Consider the following 16,845-nt stretch of genomic DNA (forward strand, 5'->3'; position numbering starts at 1 on the left):
TTCGACTTACCTTACCATCCTACTATAGCGTTAAATGTTGGACAGAGGATTGCATGGTGCAGAAAGCCAGAATTCGCTTGACTAGCGTGAATCAGCAGAAACTGGACGAGATCTGCAAAGAGATCAAGGATATAGCGGAGAAGGTTGGAGCGAAGATTTCAGGCCCCATACCACTCCCCACAAAGCGGATCGTGCAACCCACAAGAAAGAGCCCCTGCGGCGAAGGCACCGCCACATGGGATCATTTCGAGTTGAGGGTCCATAAACGGCTGATTGAAGTTGAAGCCAATGAGAGGCTTATGCGGCGGGTTATGCGAGTAAGAGTCCCCGACGATGTATATATCGAGATAAGCCTCGTTTAAGAGATGACCGAATCCTTTTTCCCTCCTCTCATTACGTTTGGAAGCAAAGTGTAACCACGGCGTTCTAGGTAAGGCTGCCCGTTAGGGCATGAGAACCTTGGGAGAACAGATTTCAACACTCCGTACGTGGAGCGTCAGCCATAGCACATCCGTGGAGGTTCTTACTTGTTAAAGACGAAGATAATTTGCACGATTGGGCCCTCAACTTTCTCTTACGAGAAGCTGCGCGCGTTAGTTGAGGCAGGTATGGATGTGGCCCGCCTCAACATGTCCCACGGAACACTCGACAGCCACAAAAAGATTATAAGTTTAGTTCGGGAGCTCTCATTGGAGCTAGGGAAACCTCTTGCCATACTTTTAGATCTACCCGGGCCTCGACTGAGGATAGGCAACTTCTCGGCTGGGTTCGTTCGCCTCCAGGACGGGGAAGAGTTTACACTTACAGCCGACCAGGTCGACGGTGATGCGAGTCGGGTATCAATTAACTATCCTGACCTAGTCGACGAGGTTAGTGCAGGCGATGAAATCCACCTAGCCGACGGAACGATCAAGCTTGGTGTTTCCGAGGTTAAAGGGTCTGATATACGCTGCAAGGTCTTAACGGGCGGCATACTCCACTCAGGTAAGGGAATGAATATCCCGGGAAAGAGGCTTAACATACCAGCGATAACGAAGAAGGACATTGAAGGGATAGGGTTCGGAGCTGAGAATAAAGTTGACTTCGTAGCTTTATCCTTCGTTCAAACAGATGCGGATTTGAAAAAAGCCAGAGAACTTCTAACTGAGAAGGGGAGCCAGGCGGGTTTGGTGGCCAAGATCGAGCGTAAGATCGCAATCAAGAATCTCAAGAGGATACTTAGAGCCTCAGACGGCGTGATGGTCGCCCGTGGAGATTTGGGGGTTGAGACAGGCTTTGAGAATATCCCCCTCCTCCAAAAACAGATAATACGTGCCTGTAATATGGCTGGGAAGCCTGTGATAACCGCCACCCAAATGTTAGTCTCGATGGTGACGAACCCTAACCCAACGAGGGCTGAGGTGAGTGATATAGCAAACGCCGTCATAGACGGAACTGACGCTTTAATGCTCTCAGAGGAGACTGCGGTTGGGATGTATCCGGTCGAGGCCGTTAAGGTCATGGTTAGAGTTGCGAGGAATGCTGAGAGGAGTCTCCCCTATGCGCGGATTCTTACCGAGAGGAGGGAAGCTCTCAAGCGTACAATGGCTGGCATTATCAGTTACTCAGCATGCCAAATAGCCATGGATATAAACGCAAAAGCGATGGTCGTACCTACTAGGTCGGGCCTGAGTGCCTATAGGGTGTCCATGTGTAGACCTTCACAGCCCATCATCGCCTTAGTTAGAAATGAGACACTTCAGAGAAGGTTACTCTTATCTTGGGGGGTGAGACCCTACCTGCTGGATACTCATCTTCCCGGCGAAGTGCTTCCCCCTACGGTGGAGAGGTTGCTGGTTAGGGAGGTACCCCCGCAGGGACCTCAACATGTGGTTATCGTATACGGTGGATTGAAAACCAAGGTTGGCTCCACGAATAGTATAAATGTTCAAATTATAGGGCGTAAATCTCAGAGTCCACACTTAAAGGGTTGAGAAATGTTAGAAGAGTATGCAATGCTTCCTGAGCCTCTCATGGCCCTTACAAGAGGTGTGGTCGCCTTATTCATAATAATGGACCCGCTGGGGAACATCCCCATATTTGTGGGTTTGACTACTGATTTAAACCTTGAAGAGCGGAGAAGAACCTTTCGTGTGGCTCTGATCGTATCATTCGCCCTACTGGTAGTATTCGCACTCACAGGCGACCGGCTGCTCTCTATTTTCAACATCTCCCTAGACAGTTTCATGATAGCTGGGGGGATGCTGCTTCTGCTACTTGCTATGAAGATTCTAGTCTATGGCGGGTGGGAGGAGAAGAAAGTTGAGCCTGATAGCGTCGGAGCAGTCCCCATCGCTTGCCCGCTTTTGGTTGGCCCCGGAGCGATAGTTACCGTTATTATACTCCTCCAAAGCTCAGGGATACTCATAACTTTCTCAGCAGTCATAATAGTCCTAATTATAACATGGCTCATCCTGCGGTACATTGGTTACATTTACCGTTTTCTGGGTAAGACTGGGTCTCTGGTTATTGCTAGGGTTATGGCCATCTTCATCGCTGCCATAGCGGTCGGCTACATCGTGGATGGATTGTCTACCATATGACGCAGACTTGCTGCTAAGTTTACTCGCCACAGAAGACAAGAAGCTGTAAATTTTACAAGCTTAGCTGTCGAATTTAAGCAACTCACGCTTGTTTTTTAGGCTCTAAACATTTTCTAAAGCTGTTTTTCGGCTAATTTTTCTATAATAAAACGTATTAGTTGTAAAATATAATAAAGCTTAAAGCTCGGAGGTGAAAGCTTACGGGAGACACGCCGAAAGCTGGGGAGATTAAGGTCGTCGAGAGGAAGGGACGGAGAATTACGATGGTGGCCACTGGCAAGAAAGGGTTTGGAGCTTGGAAGATAATCAGGAATGAGTCTATATCCTAACGGCTCGATTGATCTGCTCTATTCTAGTCTCGATTTTTTTTATATCATCTAGCACTCAACCACTTCAATAGCACGCTTGTAATCTAGTCTACATACCTGCCAGCATGCCGGATGCTTTAGGGTAATTCCGGATGGCATAAGCATTCCAAGTGCAATCAAACCTTGAGAATTGCACGATCCCCCACAATAAATCTAAATCCCTTAGGTAAACACTCAGCGTCATGGGTTATCTCGGAGTGTTTCCCTATCAGGCTATCGACAATTCTTCCTTTGCATGCGATGAACACGTCGTCCATGATTATGGAGTTCTCAACCTCAGCATCCCTAATGGTAACATTATTGCCTATAGAAGTGTAAGGCCCAATGTAGGCGTTGGGGCCGATCTCGCACCCCTCGCCGATTATAGCCGGCCCCCTTATATGCGTGCCACTCAGAATTTTAGTTCCCGCCCCAATGCCGACATTCCCAGTCAGAGACGCATTTTTCTCTACAACGCCATAATTGAAGCCCTCCAGATCAAAAAGCACTAGCTGGTTAGCTTCGAGTATATCCTCCGGCCTTCCTGTATCCTTCCACCATCCCCGCACGACATGAGCATGAACATCCCCGCCCAGGTCTATCAACTGTTGTATAGCGTCAGTTATCTCTAGCTCGTTCCTCCAAGAGACTTTAATCCTTTTTATAGCATCGAAGATCTTCGAGGTGAAGAAATAAACACCCACAAGTGCGAAGTTACTCCTAGGCTCCCTAGGTTTCTCCACCAACCTTACAGGCTTCCCGTCTACTATCTCAACTACACCAAACCTCTCAGGGGCATTCACCTGAGCTACCGCGATGAGCGCATCGCATCTTGAACCTTTAAACTCATTCACAAGGTAGCTTATACCGTTCTTTAGGAGGTTATCGCCAAGGTACATCACGAAAGGCTCGTCGCCGAGAAAATCCTTAGATATCAAAGCTGCGTGGGCTAGACCCTTAGGTTCAGGTTGCTCTATATATGTGACTTTGACTCCAAACTTTGAGCCATCACCAACCGCCTCCAAGATGCCCTCCTTCACAGGGCCTAAAACTATCCCTATCTCACTTATCCCCGCATCTTTGAGGTGGCCTAAACCATAGAAGAGCATAGGTTTGTTCGCTATTGGAATCATATGTTTATTGCCGGTGTAAGTTAAGGGTCTAAGCCTAGTGCCGTAGCCTCCGGCTAATAGTAAGCCCTTCATAACCCCCCTCTAACCTCCTCCTCCCTCATTTGAGTGAGGGCCTGACTTAGATTGAAGTTTTTCAACTTAAGCTCGCTAGTAAACTTTCCTATATTAAGCGACGAGTCTCTCGGCCTCCTCGCTTTCCAACCTAACAAGCTAGAGGGTACAGGCCGGATAAGATTTCTATTCAGTCCAAAAATTTCGGATACAGTTATAGCCATCTGGTATCTGCTCGCCCTCTCAGATCCAGCCACGTGGAATATGCCGGTTAACCGCTTATCAGCGATCTCCATAATCAACCTAGCCAAGTCGGTATTAAAAGTTGGTGAGACGTACTGGTCGGTTGCAATGTTCAGAACATGCCCCGACCTCAACCCATTTATCACCCACGTAGCAAAGTTAAGTTTAGCCCCGATCCCCCAACCAAACAACGCGCTGGTTCTCACTATACACCAGTCTCTGGCTAGGTTCCTCACCTTCTCTTCTCCGAGAAGTTTAGTATAACCATAGAAGTTGATAGGGTTTGGAGGGTCGCTCTCAATATACATACCTTTCTCGCCATCGAACACGTAGTCTGTTGATACATGGAGAAAGTATGCCCTGACCTGTGAGGCGGCTTCGGAGATGTAGCCCACCGCATTGGCATTGACTTCCAATGCGACGTTTTTTTCAACCTCACATTTATCCACATCGGTGAAAGCAGCAGTGTTTATAATCACCTCAGGGTTTACCTTGCGTATGGTTTGCAACACCAGTCTCTTGTCTGTGACATCCAGCAGTAGGGGTTTAGGCGCTCCTGCTATGGGTGTTCTAGCGGCTGCATAGACGTCGCAACCTCTCATCACGGCCTCCTTTAAGACTTTCGCGCCCAGGAGACCTCCTGCGCCGATGATGAGGATCTTCAATTTGAATCCGCTGGTGACAACCAGATTTAGGTTTCACGTCCAATTGTATGGAATCTTGTCTGAGTTGTAGGGAAGCCTCTCCTCGTCTGGGTTCGCATAGTCGTAGAGTTTCGTTGGCATGTTGATTAGGATTGCAGGCTTGTCCCCTATTACCTTGAAGCCATGCCAACAATCTCCCGGTATTCTCAATAGCATCGGTTTATCTTCACCTATAAGGAACTCGTTTATCATTCCGCATGTAGGGGAGCCTTCTCTGTCATCATAGATAGCTACTTTAATGCGGCCCGAGGGTACCGTGAAAAAGTCTATCTGCCCCCTGAGGTGCCTGTGCCATGCGCGTATCACACCTGGATGGCTCTTTGAGAAGTATGCCATCTTAACATCCTCATATATATCCCAGTCCTCCCGTATAATCTCGCAGAGTAGCCCCCTCTCGTCTATATGCTCCTCAAGCTCTCTGACCATTACTCCCTTGATTAGCTTCATCCAACCACCTCTAGGTTAGTTATAACGCTTAACAAGTGTATATGCAGTTTTCTACGTGTCAGCTCCACTCGCTGGCTGAGAAGCCACCCGCTGACTCCGCGTGACCTATTCACTTTAGGAGTTGCGTATAGATGCACGCTACTTTCTCAATGATCTGTGAGGGGTTATGGTAGGCGTGGATATACTTCTCCTGAGCCTCCGCCACTCTCTCCCTCACTGGGGGATCAACTAGAAGGGTGAGCCCCTCCACAACTCCTTCTTCACCTTCAACGCTTACAACTGGTGGTGGGGGTGGCACGCCGTTCCTACCGTATAGGGAGTTGTCTATGGATTGGAGGACTGGTCTATGGCAGGCCATTGCCTCGAGCGATGTCATATGGAGGTAAGGCAGACGGAAATCCGTTGCAACTACATCTACATGGTGATAGAGGCTGGCCATCTCTTCGTGTGGACGTCTAGGGTGTACTCTACACTTTACATTTAGGCTTTTTAGTAGAGAGAGCAACTGCCATCGCTCATTACCGTAATCTATAACCTCTACCGCGCAGTTGGGGTGGTTGCGTTGAAATTTTGCAAACCCTTTCAGAAAGATGTCTGCGCCCCTCATGGTACTTAGGCTCGACGCAAGCAGGACTCTAAACCTATCCGTCTGGGGTAGGGGGGCTGGCTTGAAGAGGTGGAGGTTTACTGGGTTAGGGAGATACTCGGCATCTTCCCTGAAGTACTTGGCAACTTTGATTATGTCAGGGACTGAGACCAGTATTCTGTCGGCGGTTTTCAGGTTCTTTTTCACGATCCAGCCGAGTCTAGTATTGAGCGTATATCTTAGATCGGAGCCGTGGAACTGGCAGACTGTAGGTTGCCTCTTCAACATTTTCACAAGGTAGTGATCTTGGAGACCGTAGTGGACGTGGAAGATCTCGGCCTTCGTGAATAGAATTTTGAACAATATACCTAAGGTCTTCGAGTATAAACCTCGAGTCCTCCGTTTGTGAGTATACTTGATCCATGGCGGCGCATATTTTATAAGCGTCTCACCGACGTAGGCGCAATCGCCAACCATCGCGACGGAGAGCGGCTCAGTTCTCATCATCCCGACCAATCAACTCTGTCTAGACATTGTCAAGCTGGCAGTTATAATTATGGCTTCTCAGCGATCACAGATTTGCGTCATAATTTAATTTAACTTGCCGCTATTTTTTATGTTGAGGTAGAGGTATGGCGGAGGTGAAAGCCCCTCCCAACACTCGAGGGTTAGTGTCGATAATAATTCCAGTCCATAATAAGGTCAAGGCTGAGAGGTGCCTCCGCGAGATTGAGAGGCAAACATACCCAAATATAGAGGTCATCACGGTAGAGTTCAAGGGTTTCCCTGCTGAGAAGAGGAACTACGGCTTCCGAAAGAGCCGAGGGGAGTATGTGTATTTCCTAGATGAGGACGAATATTTAAGCCCCACGGTGGTTGAAGAGTGCGTGGCTAAAGCTATGGAAAGCTACGACGTAGTGGCGGTGCCAGTCGTCAAGAAGCCAACTAAATCATATATGGCAAACAGTATCTCTATCATTAGGGAGAGCACCTTCAAGACTATGTTCTTCAAGAGAAGAGTGCTAGAAGATATAGGACTCTTCGACCCCTCCTTCACCCTATGCGACGACCTAGAACTCTTGGAGCGTGCGAGAGGAGCTGGCTACAAGATGGCCGCAATATCGAAGGGATACTTAATCCACGATGAGGAGGTCGGGTTGAAGGATGTAGTCTACAAGACACTTGCCTCACGTAGGGCTTTCAGAGGGCTGAAGAAGAAATATGGAAAGGCAAAATTTAACCAGATAGTAAGACCGGTCTTCCACAGGAAGAGAATCTTCAGAGAAATCCTCAGAAGACCTAAATACATTGTAGGTGTTCTCCTCACGATGTACATACGCTTCATCACTAGAAGACTACCGTAGAACTTAGGTGGCTGTGAATCTTTGAAGAAAGAGACAGGGCGATCCCCAACAAATTTGGCATGCTCCGTTGTCGTGATAGCACGTAACGCAGAAGCTACATTAGAGGCTTGCCTAAGGTCGATTAAGAAACAGAGCCGATATCCGGACGAAATTATAGTAGTTGACAACGGCTCTACCGACTCGACATCCAAGGTTGCTACCAGAATGGAGGTTAGGGTCATAAGCGAGCCGAGGCGTGGGAGGGCTAGGGCTAGAAACGCCGGGATAAAGGCGGCGAGAGGTGATTTGATCGTCTTCATTGATTCTGACGCGGTGGCAGATGAGAGCTGGTTGGTAAATCTTTTAAAATATCAGGGTTTAGAAGATGAGAGAGTTGCAGGGGTTGCGGGTAACATTCTCGCTAGCAACCGGCAAAAAAGGATTCCGAGGTTGCTAGATCTCGTCGTTGCCAACTGTCCACACTATGGTACTGGGAATATTCTTTACTTTAAGAGGGTTCTAGAGGAGACCGGAGGCTTTGATGAAAGACTTGGGGCTGCCGAAGATGTGGAGTTGGCTTGGAGAATAATCCGTAGAGGGTATACATTAGGGTTCGAGCCTAGGGCAGTGGTTTACCACAACCACCCTGAGAGACTATACAGCTTTGTAAGGCAGCAGTTCAACTTCGGGCGTTGGTCAATATTCGCAAGAGAAATCTCTCAGATGCCCCGCTTGAAGACGAAGCTCCTAATACCTTTCGCGCCACTAACCTTTTTTAAACATCTACCCCAAGCTAGAAAACATCCACTCCTACCCATCCTGCTAACCTCGGCCTCTATAAGCTACGCCCTAGGAACTTTGACTGGGCTACTTAGAGGCCCACCTGACCTACCATGAGAAGTCTAGGAACTATTAAAGAGCGTTTGAAGAGATGAAAATCGGAGTTATACACCGGAATGTGGCTACCACTAAAGGCCTTGTCGGTGGAGGTGATGTATTTCTCGTCTACCTTTTGAGGGCTCTCAAGGAGAAAGGCCACACCGTAACTCTGTTGACCACCAAGCCGACCAGATGGGATGTAATCGAGAGGGATCTCGGATGGGTCTTTAAGCCTGATGTGGAGGGTCGGAGTTCTCTGCTACCCAGCCTTGAGGTGGCTGGCTTATACAGGCAGTTCCTCCCTCCTCTACCAGTGCTGTGGTTGAAGCATAAATGCGACGTAACTTTTGACTCTTATGGACGCAACCTCTTCTGGAACACTGACATAATTTACATACATACCCCTCCAACCAGAGAGGAACTCTCCACCAAGTATAACAGGAACAACCTCACCAAAACATACTATAACATTTACCGAGCTATCGCGGGGCGGTTGAAGCGGGGACTCAAAACTCGGATTCTCACGAACAGCGAATACTCGAAGGAAATAATCTCAGCTACCACTGGGTTGGAAGCCAGAGTAGTCTACCCCCCTGTAGATGTCAAGCTCTATAGGGCGCTGATCAATTGCGACGGTCTTAGGAAGAACTGGGTTGCCACAGTCTCCCGTTTCACGGCGGAGAAGAGACTTGAACTTATCCCCGAGATAGCTGAACGTGTAAGGGACGCGGTTTTTCACATAGTAGGCACCACCCCCTCTAAGCAGACATCCAGCACCGTCATCGAGTCTATAAAGAAAAGAAGCCAAGAGTTGGGAGTGACTGGCAGGGTTAAACTCCACATCAACACATCTTTCGACGAGAAGATGGCTGTGTTGGCAGCTTCAAAGGTCTATCTTCACACAACAAGAGACGAACATTTTGGAATGGCGATCGCCGAGGCGATGAGCGGAGGACTCGCCCCCATAGTGCCAGACGAAGGAGGGCAGAAGGAGATCGTGCCCTGCAAGGACTTCACATACAGAAACCTGGAGGAGGCGGCTCAGAAGGTTGAATACTGGTTGAATAATTGGAGTAGAGAGTCCGCGCTCTACTTCGCCAAATCAGCAGAGAGGTTCAGCTTTGAGAGGTTCAGAGAGGAGATCGACAGCATCATCCGCGAGGTTGCAACCTCAAAACTCAGAGGTTGAACACCCAGTATTTGAAGAAACCGTAGAGTAAACCCACCAGATATACTGTGGAGAGTAGCAACCCTACCATGGCGAGGTGGATTTTCCAAGGTCTCTTTAGTTTTGCCGCTTGCCGCACAAGCAGAATGGGGAGAGGTATAAACGCCCAAATCGCCGCGGAGATTAAACCATAGACGAGGAGAAACCAAGCCGCAATCGTCACTAATCCTGAAAGTGTAGCTCTAATGATGCTGCCCCCTATAACCTTCTGGTGGAGTTTAAGGTTGAGAGCCCTAGCCATACCTCGATATATTAGTCGACGGACCTCCTCTTGGAGGGATGGAGTTCTAATATGCCTAGCGACAGGCTCGTCCAGATCTACAACGGCCTTGTAACCCCGCTCAGTAACCTGATGATGCAGGGAAACATCCTCCCCCGCCCTCCTGAGCCGCCCATCCATACGTATAGCCCTAGCAAGTTCAGGCCGCATAATCAAGCAGACAGTTGCACCGCCACTAGCTACCTTCACACCCCTCTCATCAGCTGATTTGAGCTCCTTGTAGTACCCAGCTACTGAACCAAGCCCGCCGCCTTCGAGGCGTGCCGTAAGCTCAGCAGTCCCCACCGAAGGATCATCGAATAAGGGGATAAGCCTTTGGAAGAAGTTCTTCGGGACAACTATGTCGGAGTCTACCCAACAGTAGAAGTCAGCGCCAGTTGGGGCATGATCCAAGGCGAAGTTTCTGCATACCGCGAGATTCCTCTCTGGACAGTGGAGTATAATCGCTCTGTCCCCAAATGTGGCTCTCACCGCCTCCACGGTACCGTCGGTTGAGCCGCCGTCTACGACTAGGAGATGGTGATCATATCCTTCAGCAGCCTCCTTGAGGGCTGTTAGAACACCTTTATTGAGCCACCTCTCGCTGTTGAGCGTGAGCATCATGGTTACAATCTTCACCAGGAGAGACGACACATCTCCCTCGCTATGTTCTCGCTCTGATAACTCGTCTAAAGATTAATCACTTACTCCTTAAAAGTGGCGCCGAAGATCCACATAGACCTATCATTCAACCAGTTAACTTGCAGACTACCGACCCGCTACGTATGATATGTTGAAATAGGATGCTTAAGGTAATATTAATACAAGGGCCTGTAAAAAAATAAAACTAAGATGACTGGGGATAGCTTAGGGCGAAGATGCCTAGATTAGGTCTCTACACGGCGGCTCAAGATTATGTTCGATGCCTCGCCGATGATGTAACCTGACAAATATGAGAAACATGATATATCAGAGTTAAGCTGAGGCGAACTATGCGGCATCTTTAATTGGGGCTGGAAGCTAGTTAACCCAGGCTAACACAAAAACTATACTCTACCCGCTAATATTTTTATAACCACGGCATAGTTCGAGGTGCACGCCAACTGGGTTCAAAATTTCACTACGGCTGGGTAATAGTCGCCTCAGGGCTGATGGTAGTCACAGGCGCACTGGGCTTCGCCAGATTTGGATACGCCATGATACTGCCCGCCATGCAAGACGACCTAGGACTGACCAACTCCCAAATGGGGCTGCTCGCCTCAGGAAACCTCATCGGCTACATGGCCTTTACCCTCATAGCGGGTGTGCTAGCAACCAAGTACGGCCAGAGGATAACAGTTGGGCTATCCATGGCGGCAACCGCAACGGCTCTAACGCTGACTGGAGCCGTGCGGTCCTTCGGGGCAGCTCTAGCTATGCGAACGTTAACGGGGATCGGTAGCGGGGGAGCAAATGTCCCAACTATGTCCCTCTGCACGGCGTGGTTTGCACCTGAAAGGAGAGGTACAGCAGCTGGCATTATGGCAGCCGGCAGCGGGATAGGGCTCATATCCACAGGGCTGCTGGTGCCGCAGCTCCGCCTACTCTACGGTGACCTTGGATGGCGCTACGCTTGGTATCTCCTCGGGCTGCTCACCTTCAGTATAGCTGCCGCCGCATACGTTACGCTAAGAAACCGCCCTGCGAAGAAAGGAGCCACCACAGTTGGCGGAGAGCTGCACAAGCATCTAGAGGACTATGACCCGCCAGAGCCAGTGAGGTGGGCGGCAGTCTATAAGAGCCCAGCCCTACTTCAATTGGGTCTAACCTACTTCATGTACGGTTTCAGCTACATAATATACGCCACATTCTTCGCGGCTTACCTAGAGAAGGAGGCAGGGTTGACGCCTTTAGCGGCGGGGGAGTTGTGGCTTCTAGCCGGCGTGTTAAGCATCTTCAGTGGCTTCATATGGGGTACCTTCTCGGACAGAGTAGGTAGGCGGTACGGTCTAGCGACGACCTACCTACTCCTCGCAACCTCATTCCTCCTCCTAGCAACCGTCAAGAGCCTAGAGGGATTTTGCTCCTCAGCCATAATCTTCGGTTTGACAGCGTGGGCAGTACCAACCATAATGGCCGCGGCCTCAGGGGACTGCGTCGGCCCAAGGATGGCCCCAGCCGCGTTAGCATTCATAACTACTGTCTTCTTCGGAGCTGGGCAGTCCATGGCGCCTTACGTCGCAGGTTACATGAAAGACGCAACCGGCACCTTCGCTCCCGCCTTCCTGCTGGCAGCAGCTGCCGCAACAGTGGGCGCGATATTAGCCCTCCTACCGAGAAAACCATGCAAGCCAAGCGAGCAATAAAGCCTTACTAAGGGAGACTAGGCTCCACATACCTACTTTCTGAGTTCAATGACTCTGCCAAGAGACTTTCAATGTTTCACTTATAAACGGAGTATACGCCTAAGAAGGGACTTTTAGAAGCCATATGGTATAGCATCCGCTAGTTATAATGTGTTGGGGGATATTATTGAGTACGGTGCAATATGACCCGTTAAGGCTGGCACGGGAAACTGAGAGTATTGTGACCAGAGGCGCTCTCAGAAAGTATTATCGGGTTGCCAGGCCGGGGCGATGGTATGGCGGCATCGCAACCGCTGACTGTTGTGGGTGTTGTTTGAGGTGTGTGTTTTGTTGGAGCGGCACCCCGAGGGATTATCCAGATAGAGTTGGGGCATTCTACACTCCTGAACATATATTCAAACAGCTTACTAGGTGTGCTGAGAAGTTTGGTTACGGAAAAATGAGGGTGAGTGGAAACGAACCCACAATAGGTAGAAGACATCTCTTAGAGTTACTTGAGCTAATTGACCGTACTCACTATGAGTTCATCTTGGAATCGAATGGGATACTAATAGACTTTGAATTCGCCAGACAGCTTTCCAAGTTCAAGCATCTTCATGTGAGAATTTCGATCAAAGGAACAACTCGAGAGGAATTTTCATTACTCACAGGGGCTGCGCCTGAAGCGTTCGACCTGCAGTTAAATGCATTAAAGAATTTGCTAGATGCAAGCGTCCAATGCCACCCTGCTGTTATGCTCTCATTCAGCTCTGAAGACAATTTTGAGGCGTTGAAAGAGAAGATACGCGCAATAGACGCTAAGCTGGTAGGCGAAGTTGAGGAAGAATATGTTTTCCTCTATCCTCACGTCGCCGAGAGGTTGAGAAAATCTGGAATTAAACCGCGCATTGCTTACAGCCCCGAACGCATTCCTGAGGAGCTAATATAGTTTGGTGAATCCATCTGAACTAGATGAACTCTTCTGTAAAAATTGACCCGACACAATAACTTTGTTCCCGGAGGCTCCGCAAAGGTTCAGACTGCATAGACTTGCGCCCGCTCTCCTACCTCTTCCCCCTCTTTAGCCTTTCTCTTCTTCTTGACTTTTAGCTGGTAGGAGGCGATCATTTCCTGTATTAGCATCTTGAGTTCCCAGCTGTCCTCTCTAGCCTTATCCTCTAAGGCAGCATGCAGCTCCTCGTGGCTGGAGACCTTCAACCTTCTCATCAAGTCGTCTTCCAGCCTTCTGAGAAGATCTTTGTCCTCAGGTATTCTAAGACCTAAACCTTTGAGGAGCAGAATATAACATGGCATAAGCTATCTGTCATAGATATTATGGAAACCAAGTTATTTAAGGTTAAGTCTTTGTTTCCTCATCTTCAGTGAGGACGCTGCGTTGAAGAGGGGAGTGGCTGAGGAGAGGGAGCTGGTTCATAGGTTGGACACTCTGGGCTTCGCAGTCCTTCGAGCCCCAGCTTCTGGATCCCGAACTAAGCTTGACAGGCCTGACCTGGTGGCTGGGGGGTACGGGGTACACCTTGCATTAGAGGTAAAGACTTCCAGTAGACCAACACTCTACATAAGTAAGATCACTATAGACCAGTTGTCGAGGTTCGCCCAGAGGTTCGGGGCCACCCCATACCTAGCGGTGAAGTTCAAACATCAACATAAGGGTTGGGTGCTTATAGACCCAAAGAAACTTGCAAGGACGAAGACTGGATACAAGCTGACACTAAAAGAGGCGTTAAAAGTTGGATTGCGACTTGAGGCTGTGGCTAGCGGCAAACTCACCGATTATATTCCAACCTGAGATCTATCTCCTCGTTCCAAGAGAAGCCATCCGCATATGCTCCATTTGCCTGTAGACAAATAGTATAATCACCGTCAAACCTGATATCACCCCCACCACCGCAATATATACGGTGCCCTCAGGTTTGATTCCTTCAAGTATATAACCCACGGTGAGAAGGAGCCCTGTGGTAAGGTGGGTTATTATTGTGGAAGCATTAGCCGGGGCGAGGTTAGAGGGCTCTGAATGGTATACTTTTGCATGCTGCACAGCCCTGACGGCGAAGGGCAATGTAAGGATGCCCAGTAGAGTGTAGGGGGAGATCACCTTGCAACCAACCCCTGCGAAGATGGAGAAATAAGTCGAGGTCATTAAAACTCCATAGCCCACAGCAGCTCTCCGCCTGCCTAAGCGTACCACGAGATGACGCTTGCCGACGGTCTTGTCCGCTGTGTAGTCTGGAAATTCATTTATGTAGAGTACCGCGGTGATCAACATGGAGACTGGAATGGCTGCGAAGACGGGCTCCCAAGTTAGGGCCTGAGTTTGAACATAGAAAGCTCCTGCAGTCATCATGACTCCGAAGTTTAAGCCCACGAAGAGCTCTCCTATACCTCTGCTGGCGAGGTTGAATGGAGGGGCAGTATAGAAGAACCCTGAGAACACTCCAATTAGACCAAATATCAAGATCACAAACCCCCTTGCCAATGCGAGATATAACCCTATAGCGCCACCTGCCGCGAAGAATAGCAGCGCCCCACTAAGCACAGCCCTCGGCGTTAGCATGCCAAGCTGAATCATCCTGCTTCCACCACTGAAGGGTCTGACGAATTCCACGTTAACGTCATCATCCCGTGATTTATGGTCGAAGTAGTCGTTAGCAACATTTGTCCCGATATGAAGGCATACCCCCCCAAGCAAGGTTAATATAAACAATGGAAACAGGAAAGTGTTAGTTGTAGCCCAAGCTACAGCCGTACCTAGTAGGACTGGTATGACGCTGGCAGTTAAGAAAGGAAGCCTCATCTCCACCAGCCAAGCTTGAAGACCTCCCAACCCTACGCACCTTGACACTATACTACCTCGCCTCCATGAGGCGCTATCTTAAGGCGTCGATAGCGTGGCACCTCAGAAGTTAAAGTAGAATTTCTCAGGTATAAATTCATTAACCCGGTATCGGAGAGGTCTTAGGGAGCTTAGATGGTGGAAATAGACGGTAGCATGCTTGAAGGGGGCGGCCAGATTCTCAGAACTGCAGTATGTCTCTCGGCACTCACCAACAGACCTCTAAGAATATATAATATCCGCGCCAAACGCCCAAAACCAGGCCTCAGGCCTCAGCACCTCTCCGCTGTATCTGCAGTTGCCGAATTAAGCGGGGCAGAGCTTGAGGGTTTAAATGTAGGCTCCATGGAGGTCAAGTTCACGCCGAGAGCCCTACGGTCGGGGGCTTTCCGGTTCGATATAGGAACCGCCGGCAGCTCAACCCTCCTCTTACAGTCAGCACTCCCAGTAGCAGCCTACGCGCCAGGGGTAACCCTCCTCGAGATACACGGAGGTACGAACAACCCACTCTCGCCCCCTATCGACTACCTCAAAATGGTGCTCCTACCCACATTGGAGAAGACAGGTTTCAAGGGTCGGATCGAGCTATTGAGGAGGGGCTTCTATCCGAGAGGTGGCGGAGGCTTAATCGCCGAAGTTCAGCCTGTTAAAAGGCTGAAGCCAATTCGCTTGTCAAATTTTGGTGAAGTGCTCAAGATTAGAGGTCTGTCCTATAGTTCTCTTCTACCGAGGCACATCATCGAACGAATGGCGAAGAGCGCGGAGGACCGCCTGAAGAAGTGGGGTTTTAGGGATGTGGAGATCGACTTGGAGGCGCTTGAGAGTGGAGATGCAAAGTGTGCAATCGACCCCGGTTGTGGCATAGTTCTGGTGGCTGAGCTTGATGACGGAGCGCTCTTGGGCGTAGACCGCCTTGGCGAAGTCGGTAAACGAGCAGAGGTAGTAGGTTCAGAAGCTGCCGAGGATCTCATAAAACAGCTGGAAAGACGAGCCCCAGTTGACAGGCATCTTGGCGACCAGCTTATCATGTGGGCAGCCCTCGCAGAAGACACGTCGGTCATGAAGGTAAGCGAACTCACCCTTCATACAGTTACTTGCATTAGGGTCTGTGAAAGCTTCCTCGAAGCCAAGTTCGAAGTTGAAGGGAAAGTTGGTGAGCTTGCAACTATCAGGTGTAAGGGAGCTGCTTTTGAGAACAAACTTATCTAAGCCGCTTGGAGGGTACATCACGGGCGAAATACCACCTCAACTTTTAATTTACTATTCTAGGGTTGGGGAAACGTGGTTTTGTGTAGCTGCGGATAGTGAAGACCAAATACTGGCCGCCAAATTCGCCCTTAAAGGATTAAAGCAAGCCTTAGAGCAGACGGGAAAATGCTTCGAAGGGTGGCAATTAAAAGTTGAGAGACAACCCAAAAAGGAGATCCAAACTGTGCTTTCGACACTAGCCCGCATTTGGCGGGGCGAAGGGTTAGACGCGCTGCCTAGGCTTTCTATGGAAACACTTCCTCCTTTTAACAGACGGGTTCTTGATGTCGTTTTAAAAATCCCCAAGGGTTTCGTGTCTACATATAGGGAAGTTGCGATGGCTGCGGGTAGTCCTCGGGCTGTGAGGGCTGTGGGTAACGCTCTGGCAGCTAACCCTTTCACACTTATCGTTCCATGCCACCGAGTAGTCAGGACTGATCTATCTGTCGGAGGCTACTGGTTGGGGGCGGGTGTTAAGGAGATGCTTCTTAGAAGGGAGGGTGTCGTATTCCGTCGGAACTCATCTGAGGGTTTGATGGTGGAGGAGGAGAGTGTTTATAAATTTTCTAGGTTGAGTTTGTGAAAAGTTTATATTTATCGCTAGAGATATCTCTAGT

The 16,845-nt window shown here is 49.3% G+C and carries 18 protein-coding genes; 11 read left to right on the top strand and 7 right to left on the bottom strand.

Annotated features, from left to right (window positions below):
• Nucleotides 1-56 precede the first annotated feature (56 nt).
• The 3 genes from rpsJ (at nucleotide 57) to QXJ75_01325 (ending at nucleotide 2,582) form a co-directional block, all read left to right on the top strand.
• On the top strand, nucleotides 57-362 hold the full coding sequence (gene rpsJ / locus QXJ75_01315) for a 30S ribosomal protein S10 (GenBank protein ID MEM3736720.1): 306 nt from the start codon (nucleotides 57-59) through the stop codon (nucleotides 360-362).
• A 165-nt stretch (nucleotides 363-527) separates the two neighbouring features.
• Nucleotides 528-1,973 (top strand): pyruvate kinase, encoded by a 1,446-nt coding sequence (pyk, locus tag QXJ75_01320; protein MEM3736721.1) that lies wholly within the window; start codon nucleotides 528-530, stop codon nucleotides 1,971-1,973.
• Nucleotides 1,974-1,976: 3 nt separating this feature from the next.
• Nucleotides 1,977-2,582 (top strand): MarC family protein, encoded by a 606-nt coding sequence (locus QXJ75_01325; GenBank protein ID MEM3736722.1) that lies wholly within the window; start codon nucleotides 1,977-1,979, stop codon nucleotides 2,580-2,582.
• 484 nt (nucleotides 2,583-3,066) lie between these two features.
• Here QXJ75_01325 and QXJ75_01330 read toward each other — a convergent pair whose 3' ends face one another.
• From QXJ75_01330 to QXJ75_01345, 4 genes are all read right to left on the bottom strand, one after another.
• Nucleotides 3,067-4,134, bottom strand: coding sequence for a glucose-1-phosphate thymidylyltransferase (locus QXJ75_01330; protein MEM3736723.1), 1,068 nt, complete (start codon nucleotides 4,132-4,134; stop codon nucleotides 3,067-3,069).
• Nucleotides 4,131-5,021 carry a dTDP-4-dehydrorhamnose reductase gene (rfbD, locus tag QXJ75_01335; GenBank protein ID MEM3736724.1) on the bottom strand — a complete coding sequence of 297 codons (891 nt, stop codon included), beginning with the start codon at nucleotides 5,019-5,021 and terminating at the stop codon, nucleotides 4,131-4,133. The genes QXJ75_01330 and rfbD overlap by 4 nt, the downstream gene beginning before the upstream one ends.
• Before the next feature lie 33 nt (nucleotides 5,022-5,054).
• Entirely contained in the window at nucleotides 5,055-5,507 is a 453-nt protein-coding gene (locus tag QXJ75_01340; protein MEM3736725.1) for a dTDP-4-dehydrorhamnose 3,5-epimerase family protein, read from the bottom strand.
• A 109-nt stretch (nucleotides 5,508-5,616) separates the two neighbouring features.
• On the bottom strand, nucleotides 5,617-6,597 hold the full coding sequence (locus QXJ75_01345; GenBank protein MEM3736726.1) for a glycosyltransferase: 981 nt from the start codon (nucleotides 6,595-6,597) through the stop codon (nucleotides 5,617-5,619).
• 128 nt (nucleotides 6,598-6,725) lie between these two features.
• Between QXJ75_01345 and QXJ75_01350 the strand changes: the two genes are divergently transcribed.
• The 3 genes from QXJ75_01350 to QXJ75_01360 are packed head-to-tail and all read left to right on the top strand — an operon-like array spanning nucleotide 6,726 to nucleotide 9,504.
• Nucleotides 6,726-7,457: a glycosyltransferase family A protein gene (locus tag QXJ75_01350; protein MEM3736727.1), complete on the top strand. Its 732-nt coding sequence runs from the start codon at nucleotides 6,726-6,728 to the stop codon at nucleotides 7,455-7,457.
• A 21-nt stretch (nucleotides 7,458-7,478) separates the two neighbouring features.
• Complete coding sequence (locus QXJ75_01355; protein MEM3736728.1) at nucleotides 7,479-8,333, top strand: glycosyltransferase; 855 nt, start codon at nucleotides 7,479-7,481, stop codon at nucleotides 8,331-8,333.
• A gap of 34 nt (nucleotides 8,334-8,367) precedes the next feature.
• On the top strand, nucleotides 8,368-9,504 hold the full coding sequence (locus QXJ75_01360) for a glycosyltransferase family 4 protein (GenBank protein ID MEM3736729.1): 1,137 nt from the start codon (nucleotides 8,368-8,370) through the stop codon (nucleotides 9,502-9,504).
• Here the strand turns inward: QXJ75_01360 and QXJ75_01365 are convergent.
• Entirely contained in the window at nucleotides 9,494-10,456 is a 963-nt protein-coding gene (locus QXJ75_01365) for a glycosyltransferase (protein ID MEM3736730.1), read from the bottom strand. The genes QXJ75_01360 and QXJ75_01365 overlap by 11 nt on opposite strands.
• Nucleotides 10,457-10,953: 497 nt before the next feature.
• On the opposite strand from QXJ75_01365, the gene QXJ75_01370 reads away from it, so the two are divergent.
• The gene (locus QXJ75_01370) at nucleotides 10,954-12,147 is read left to right on the top strand and encodes an MFS transporter (protein ID MEM3736731.1); all 1,194 of its coding nucleotides are present in this window, start codon (nucleotides 10,954-10,956) and stop codon (nucleotides 12,145-12,147) included.
• A gap of 175 nt (nucleotides 12,148-12,322) precedes the next feature.
• Nucleotides 12,323-13,075: a radical SAM protein gene (locus QXJ75_01375; protein ID MEM3736732.1), complete on the top strand. Its 753-nt coding sequence runs from the start codon at nucleotides 12,323-12,325 to the stop codon at nucleotides 13,073-13,075.
• 86 nt (nucleotides 13,076-13,161) lie between these two features.
• On the opposite strand, the gene QXJ75_01380 is transcribed toward QXJ75_01375, so the two are convergent.
• Nucleotides 13,162-13,440 (bottom strand): hypothetical protein, encoded by a 279-nt coding sequence (locus tag QXJ75_01380; GenBank protein ID MEM3736733.1) that lies wholly within the window; start codon nucleotides 13,438-13,440, stop codon nucleotides 13,162-13,164.
• 82 nt (nucleotides 13,441-13,522) lie between these two features.
• On the opposite strand from QXJ75_01380, the gene hjc reads away from it, so the two are divergent.
• Complete coding sequence (hjc, locus tag QXJ75_01385) at nucleotides 13,523-13,936, top strand: Holliday junction resolvase Hjc (protein ID MEM3736734.1); 414 nt, start codon at nucleotides 13,523-13,525, stop codon at nucleotides 13,934-13,936.
• Between the two features lie 3 nt (nucleotides 13,937-13,939).
• On the opposite strand, the gene menA is transcribed toward hjc, so the two are convergent.
• The gene (gene menA / locus QXJ75_01390; protein ID MEM3736735.1) at nucleotides 13,940-14,989 is read right to left on the bottom strand and encodes a 1,4-dihydroxy-2-naphthoate octaprenyltransferase; all 1,050 of its coding nucleotides are present in this window, start codon (nucleotides 14,987-14,989) and stop codon (nucleotides 13,940-13,942) included.
• Nucleotides 14,990-15,115: 126 nt separating this feature from the next.
• Between menA and rtcA the strand changes: the two genes are divergently transcribed.
• Together rtcA and QXJ75_01400 are read left to right on the top strand one after the other, a co-directional pair.
• Complete coding sequence (rtcA, locus tag QXJ75_01395; protein MEM3736736.1) at nucleotides 15,116-16,189, top strand: RNA 3'-terminal phosphate cyclase; 1,074 nt, start codon at nucleotides 15,116-15,118, stop codon at nucleotides 16,187-16,189.
• Nucleotides 16,170-16,811 (top strand): MGMT family protein, encoded by a 642-nt coding sequence (locus QXJ75_01400; GenBank protein MEM3736737.1) that lies wholly within the window; start codon nucleotides 16,170-16,172, stop codon nucleotides 16,809-16,811. The genes rtcA and QXJ75_01400 overlap by 20 nt, the downstream gene beginning before the upstream one ends.
• Nucleotides 16,812-16,845: the final 34 nt, after the last annotated feature.

It is taken from the genome of Candidatus Bathyarchaeia archaeon, assembly GCA_038883335.1.
Lineage (GTDB): Archaea > Thermoproteota > Bathyarchaeia > Hecatellales > Hecatellaceae > JAVZMI01.